Origin of the sequence: Acinetobacter sp. UBA2581, from assembly GCF_002339435.1 — a bacterium.
Classification (GTDB): domain Bacteria; phylum Pseudomonadota; class Gammaproteobacteria; order Pseudomonadales; family Moraxellaceae; genus Acinetobacter; species Acinetobacter variabilis.
Genome location: NZ_DDLD01000031.1, coordinates 1 through 6,888, shown reverse-complemented (window position 1 = coordinate 6,888; position 6,888 = coordinate 1). Strand labels below are relative to the sequence as shown.

The 6,888-nt window shown below is 41.8% G+C and carries 3 protein-coding genes; all 3 read right to left on the bottom strand.

Annotation, left to right across the window (positions count from 1 at the left end):
* Nucleotides 1-145: 145 nt before the first annotated feature.
* Nucleotides 146-2,254, bottom strand: coding sequence for a TonB-dependent receptor family protein (locus B3Q46_RS03680; protein ID WP_286713537.1), 2,109 nt, complete (start codon nucleotides 2,252-2,254; stop codon nucleotides 146-148).
* Nucleotides 2,255-2,486: 232 nt separating this feature from the next.
* On the bottom strand, nucleotides 2,487-4,889 hold the full coding sequence (locus B3Q46_RS03675) for a glucose/quinate/shikimate family membrane-bound PQQ-dependent dehydrogenase (RefSeq protein ID WP_180053298.1): 2,403 nt from the start codon (nucleotides 4,887-4,889) through the stop codon (nucleotides 2,487-2,489).
* A gap of 166 nt (nucleotides 4,890-5,055) precedes the next feature.
* Entirely contained in the window at nucleotides 5,056-6,318 is a 1,263-nt protein-coding gene (locus B3Q46_RS03670; RefSeq protein ID WP_286713534.1) for a carbohydrate porin, read from the bottom strand.
* Nucleotides 6,319-6,888: the final 570 nt, after the last annotated feature.

Here is a 6,888-nt window from a genome sequence, read left to right as displayed (position 1 = left end):
CATTTTAATTGGTGAATAACAAAAATATATATTAGCCTCAAATAGAAATGTCCACCATAGATTCGCACTTATTGCCGATCTTGGCGGACATTCACATGTGAACATGAATCTTGAATAAATTGAGAAAGCTTAAATCAGATTTAAATTAAAACTGTTTTGTCACGCTTAACCCAGCACTCCAGTTACGACCTTCTGCAGGTTCATAGAAACGACCATTGCTTTCATTGACAATGACTGAACCTGAATAATCCTTATCAAACAGATTATCTACGCGTGCAAACGTTTTTATAGATAAATCTTTGACATTCCAGTTATAGCCTACATTAGCCCCAGCCACTGTATAACTTGGTGCAACTTCAGAATTAATATCATTCACAAAAATTCGGTCTGAATAACGCACATCAAGACCTGCATTAAAGCCATTTTCAGGTTTCCAGCCTAGACTGACAAAAGCCTGATTTTTAGCAATTCCAGGAATATAATTACCTGACGAAACTGCAGCTACTGTACCAATTGCTGGAATATCGGCATCAAATGTTGCATCAATATAGCTATAGCTGGCTTGAGCTGTTAGATCACGCCAAAGATCTTTATTCCAAGATAGCTCTAATCCTTTTCTTAGAGTTTTATCTGCATTACGAAACGTTGAGCGCCCGCCATCACTTCCCGCAGAAACAATGTCATTTTTGGTTTGAGTCTGAAATGCTGCTAAGGTCATATCACCAAAGCGATTCGCAGATTTTAATCCTAGCTCATAAGTTTCACTTTCAGCCGCTTTTAAGCTTAGTACATCGTTGCTACCATCAGCCGGATAAGCCATTTCGGTAAATGTTGGTGTTTCAAAACCTTGTGCATAGCTTGCATAAGTCATTAAATCAGGAAAAATTTTCCAACTTAATGCAACTGAAGGCAGTAATTTCTCATAAGTCGTTTTACCTGAATTATCGCCATTGCTTAGGTATCGATCTTCAGATTTAAAATGCACATTGCTATAACGCAAACCAGCATCTAGCGTCCAATCTGGCGCAAAGTTATAAGATGCTTGAATATAAGGATCTGCATTCCAAAGCGTATTGTCTTCATTACGACGGAGTTCACCTTTAACGCCTAAAGTATTACCGACAAAGTTTTGATAGCCTTTACGGTCTTCGGTCATACCATCTACAGCCACACCAGCAATCAATTTAGTGTTTTGTAAAATATCTGTTCCGGTCCAGCGAAGATCTGCTCCATAAAACTGACGGTCAAAATCAATGACACCACCCGCATGATTTGGACCACCTTGTGCTGTACTTGGAATAGATTGATATTGAGTGACTTCACGCTGTCCCCAATATGCCATACCGTACAATTCATGCTGATCATTGATCGGCTTGTTCCAGGTCAGTCCTGTCTGGAATTGCTCAATTTCTTTACGTGCATTATATAGCAACACATTCGCTGCGACCTGTTTAGGATTTTCTCGCCATTGATCTCGAGTTAAACCACCTGGATCATCTGCTGCAATTTTGACATAGTTATTGACCCAGTTAATTTTAGAGCCATCGTCCAGATCCCAAGTCAGCTTGGCATTGTTCAGTACTTTATGTGCACCACTATGATCACGGAAACCATCCGTATCAAAATAAGATGAACTGATGATATAGCTTGGTTCAGAAGCATTTTCTGAACCACCTTGTAGCACCAGGTTCGTTTGGCCTTTGTTCTGACTGCCGCCCGAATATCCCAAAGTGACTGAATCAGGTCCCTGCCCTTCACGGCTTTGTGTCAGGATGGTTCCGCCAGAAGAATTACCGTATAGTGAGGAAAATGGACCACTCAGCACTTCAATATGATCCAGACTATTCAGGTCAATATTCGAGGTTTGCCCCTGCCCATCCGGCATAGTGGCAGGAATACCGTCTACATATAAACGTACTCCTCGCACACCGAAAGTCGAACGTGCACCGAAGCCCCGCATTGATATCTGTAAATCCTGAGCATAATTTTCGCGGTTATTCAGTTGTAAACCTGGTACACCTTTTAAGGTTTCAGACAGATTCACATTCAGGCTATTCTGTTGTTCCTGATTCAGATAATAGGTAGATGCCGGTGTTTCCAGAATGGCACGATCTGTACGGGTTGCTTCAACCACAATGGGAGCCAGTCGCTGTACCTCTGTAACCGGTTCTTCCGCATAAATTCCTTGACTGATACAAGCAATCAGACAGGATAAAGTCGATTTCATCGGCAACCGCGTGGTATGAAGGTGCATAGCTAATATTCCTGATATCTGGCATTCACTCATGCCATGGGAGTTCAAACGTTTTAAAAGTGTCTTATTAATTTTAAAGACTCAGCATCTGCATAAGATCAAACTGAATACTTGCAGGAAAGCTGAGCTAAAGGTCCATGATTTTCTAATCAAGCTTTATTGTCATAACAGCCTGTATTTTGCATAAAAAAGCCTGACGAATCAGGCTTTTTTACTTAACTATAAAACTTCATTATTTATTGTCAGGTAGTGCATAGGCAACCAAAGAGTCACCCATTTTGGTACCGAAGGAACCGTGACCACCCGCCATAATCACAACATACTGCTTACCATTGGCTTCATAAGTCATTGGCGTCGCTTGACCACCTGCAGGTAGACGACCTTTCCACAGCTCATCACCATTAGTCACATTGATCGCACGGATGTAATTGTCTTGAGTTGCACCGACAAACATCACATTACCTGCAGTCGAGATTGGACCACCTAACATTGGTACACCCATTTTAAATGGAGGCAATGGAATGCCCGGCATACTGTCACGAATCGTACCGATACGACGTTTCCAAGCGATTTCATGATTGGTCAGATCAACACCAGCCACATAACCCCATGCAGGTTGCTTACATGGTAAGCCGAATGGAGAGAGGAAGGCACTGATTTCAACACCATAAGGCACGCCATACATTGGCTGTACCCCCGCTTCAGTACCTGCACCTTTGGCAGTCTGCTTACGGTTCGGATCTTGCGGAATCAGACGAGATACAAATGGCAAACCAATTGGGTTGGTCAATGCAATTTGACGGTCTGGATTCACAGACATACCGCCCCATTCGAATACCCCCAAGTTACCCGGGAAGACCAGCGTCCCGTTTTCAGAGGGTGGTGTATAAATACCGTCATAGTTTAATTTCTTGAACGATACACGACACATCAACTGGTCAAACATAGTGGCACCCCACATGTCCTTATCCGTCAATTTATCTTGAGGAGCCAGATTAAAGTCAGAGAACGGTTGAGTTTTTGAATACCACTCGCCTTTGGTTTGCGGACCGCGTTTTACTGACTGAGGTACTGGTTTTTCAGTAATCGGAACGATCGCTTCACCTGTACGACGGTCTAATACAAAGGCATTACCGGTTTTGGTCAGCACATAGATCGCTGGAACCATTTTCCCGTTTTTGTCTTTGATATCAGTCAATGTCGGTTGAGCGGGTACATCCATATCCCACAAGTCGTGGTGAGTAGTCTGGAAGTTCCAGATCAATTTACCGGTAGATGCATTAATCGCCAGCATAGAGTTCGCATAACGCTCGTCTAGCTCAGTACGGTGACCACCGTAGATATCCGGTGTACCTACACCTGTTGGTACATAGACGATATCCAGCTGTGCATCATAAGCCAATGGCGCCCATGCGTTTGGAGAGTTATTTACGAATTTTTGCCCTGGAGCAGGAATCGCATTTGGATCTTCCGCACCCGTATCAAATACCCAGAGCAATTCACCAGTATTTACATCATAACCACGAATCACACCTGAAGGTTCTTCAGTTGAATAGTTATCTGTGGTTGAACCGGCGATGATAATGGTTGTACCTGTCACCACAGGAGGTGAAGTCGGGTTATAACCGCCTGGATATGGGAATGGCATGTCTTTTTGCAGATCGACTTCGCCGTTATTACCAAAGTCGGAACATACCTTACCAGTAGTTGCATTGACCGCCACCAAACGTCCGTCATTCACTGGTAAGATTACTTTCTGAGGACATTCGGCAGACGTAGTTGAACGCGCAGCCAGGCTGCTTTCAAAACCTGCAGTATTGTTCGCATCATAATAAGATACGCCACGGCAAGTTAAATGCTGGAAGGTATTGTCCGCTTTCAGCTTAGGATCAAAACGCCATTTTTCCTTACCCGTCGCAGGATCAAGTGCAATCAGGTACTGGTGAGTGGTACACATAAACAGGTTATTACCCACTTTAATCGGGGTTACCTGATTCGTAGTTTCACCAGAATCTTTATCCGTTTTTACATCACCGGTATGAAATTCCCAAGCTAACTCCAGATCTTTTACGTTATCAGCAGTAATCTGTTTTAATGGAGAATAACGTAAACCTGACTGAGTACGACCATAGGCTGGCCAGTCTTCGTCAGCAATACCTGGAATAGACTGATGCACTGCAGGCTGCTGTGATTTTAATTCGCCACGGATTTCTTGCGGGTCATTAAATACAGAGTAAATCATGACAGCAATCGTAATTGCCAAGGAGCCAGTCAGCGCTATTTTTGCAGCTTTGCTGTCACCAAAACCACGAGTCACTGCAGGAATCAGCAGAGCCAGACCGAATAGACCTAAAATATCTAGACGTGGTGCCAGTGCAAAGAAGTCTGAACCCACTTCCCAAAGCCCCCATACCACTGTACCAAGGACCAATACTGCATAAACAATAAGAGCTGTGCTTTTACGTTTTTGTAATAACACTGCTGTCGCCAGGAAGAACAGACCGGCAATGATGTAGTACCAAGACCCACCAAGTGTTGCCAGATATATTCCTCCAAATAGCAGAACCAAACCGAAAATGGCAGCAATAGCTGCCAGAATCGTTTTCAGTACTGAACCTGAAGACGAAGTATTCATATTGAACACCTTTTTTTTGATTTCTTGAACGTCTAAGCACTTAAGCGGCATAGACACCATATTGTTAAGTTCTTAGTTATAAATACATGAATACTTGGAGTATCAGTTCATCAATGCCCCAAAGTAATGGAAGAATCAATTGTGTATTTGCAACTAAAAACTCCGATTAGAACGACGTATTAAACTTGATTCCGCCTACCCAGACATTTTCACCGTCTTTATATGCGCCGACATGATGGACATATTGCAGGTTTGGACGAATGGTTAGCCAGTTAGTTGCATGAATGCCGTAATAGATTTCTGCATCGACTTCTTCACTACGGTTACCCAATACATCATTGTTCATATTGATCCGGGCAACACCCAAAGCAATTTCATCCTGTGGACGGGCATCCATCGCACCTTTGTAGACAAGACCGATATTTTGCATATCACTAACTTGGTTGGTTTTAGAGTCATGAACAGTGACGTTCACGAAACCGCTTAAACCACGTGATGTATCCCCTTGATGTGAAGTCAGCTGTTGCTTAGCTACAATCCACCCCCCGTGATGATGACCATTTTGGGTTTGTTCATCTTGTAGAGTCACGCCATCAAATATTTTGGCATCAGCGGTACTGTAGTAATAACCGGCACGATATTCACCTGGCAGTTTTTGCTCACCTAGTTTCGGTGTCCACACCACTTCTGCAGGAATAATCGCGCCTTTAGATCCGTCTGTGCTCAGGTTAAAGCCTTTGCCACGATTGTCAGCATTTTCAGGGTTGTATTCATAAACCCCTACCTGAGTATAAACTTCTGGGGTAACGTTATATTTAACCCGCGCAGCCCATTGAGAAACTGGCCAGTTATACCATTGATCCCCTACCCAGTTACCCACTTGTGAACCGCACAATGCCAGATTCTGGAAGTCACAATCAAAACTGTTAAAGTCTTCACCTTCACCAAAACGTCCGACTTTTACATCCAGTTTTTGATCCAAGAATTGTTTCTTGATCCAGAAATCTGTTAGACGCCAAGTTTGACCGCGACCCCATACTTCCTGAACTGAACTTAAATGTCCTGTAAGCGCATCAGAAGTATTCGAAAGGTTGCGACCATCGCGATGAGTTACTGTAATTTGTGCTTCAGTGTCTTGCCAGCCAGCAATTTTTTCCAGATCCAGATGAGTACCCAGGTTTAACTGACCTGTATATTCTGTGCCATGGCTATTTGAGCGTTTCGCGTCAAGTAAAGTTGCCATTTCACCTGTATATCCAAAGCTAAAATCATAGCCCTGCTCTTGAAGCTGAATACGTTGACCATTCCAGTCACCCAACATCCACGGACTTTCTGCACTAAATGCATCAGCGGCCTGAGTAGTTGTATTTGCCAATAGCAATCCAACTAAGGATGTATAGACAGCCTTAGATAAGGGAGAAATAGACATTAAATGCTTCACCTTAATTACGTTTTTACTAAATATAGTACACTCATTTAATTTTTTAGTTTCAAATAATGAAGGAAAAGTATTAATAATGTTATGAAGTTTAGCTAATCTAATCCTTTTGTTAATTTTAATTTAAGAAAATTTTAAATTTTAAATTCAATAATTTAAGAGGAATTAAATATAATATTAATAAAAATAATGCTATCTATAAATATTTTTTCTACATCACTTCTTTTGTACAAAAATTTACCAATTCAAATTGCGTAATAAAAAACATTTGGTCTTTTTGTGCGTTTTTTATACTGAAACTTGATGGTCATCGCCTTTCTATTCTTGAATTTGTTACCGAGGAAAATTGAAAAAATCTGGTTCTATAAAGGTATCTAAAACCATTAATAAGATATCAATATTCTTATTAACCCGAATCGCGGATAAAAAATTGACTTGAAAAATAAGAGGACTAGAGCCATCAGTTGAGTTACCACACAAAACTTAAAACTCTAGTCCCGATGTTTAATAGTACCGAATTATTTTGCGTAATTGATGATTTCTAGGACTTACGCATTGACG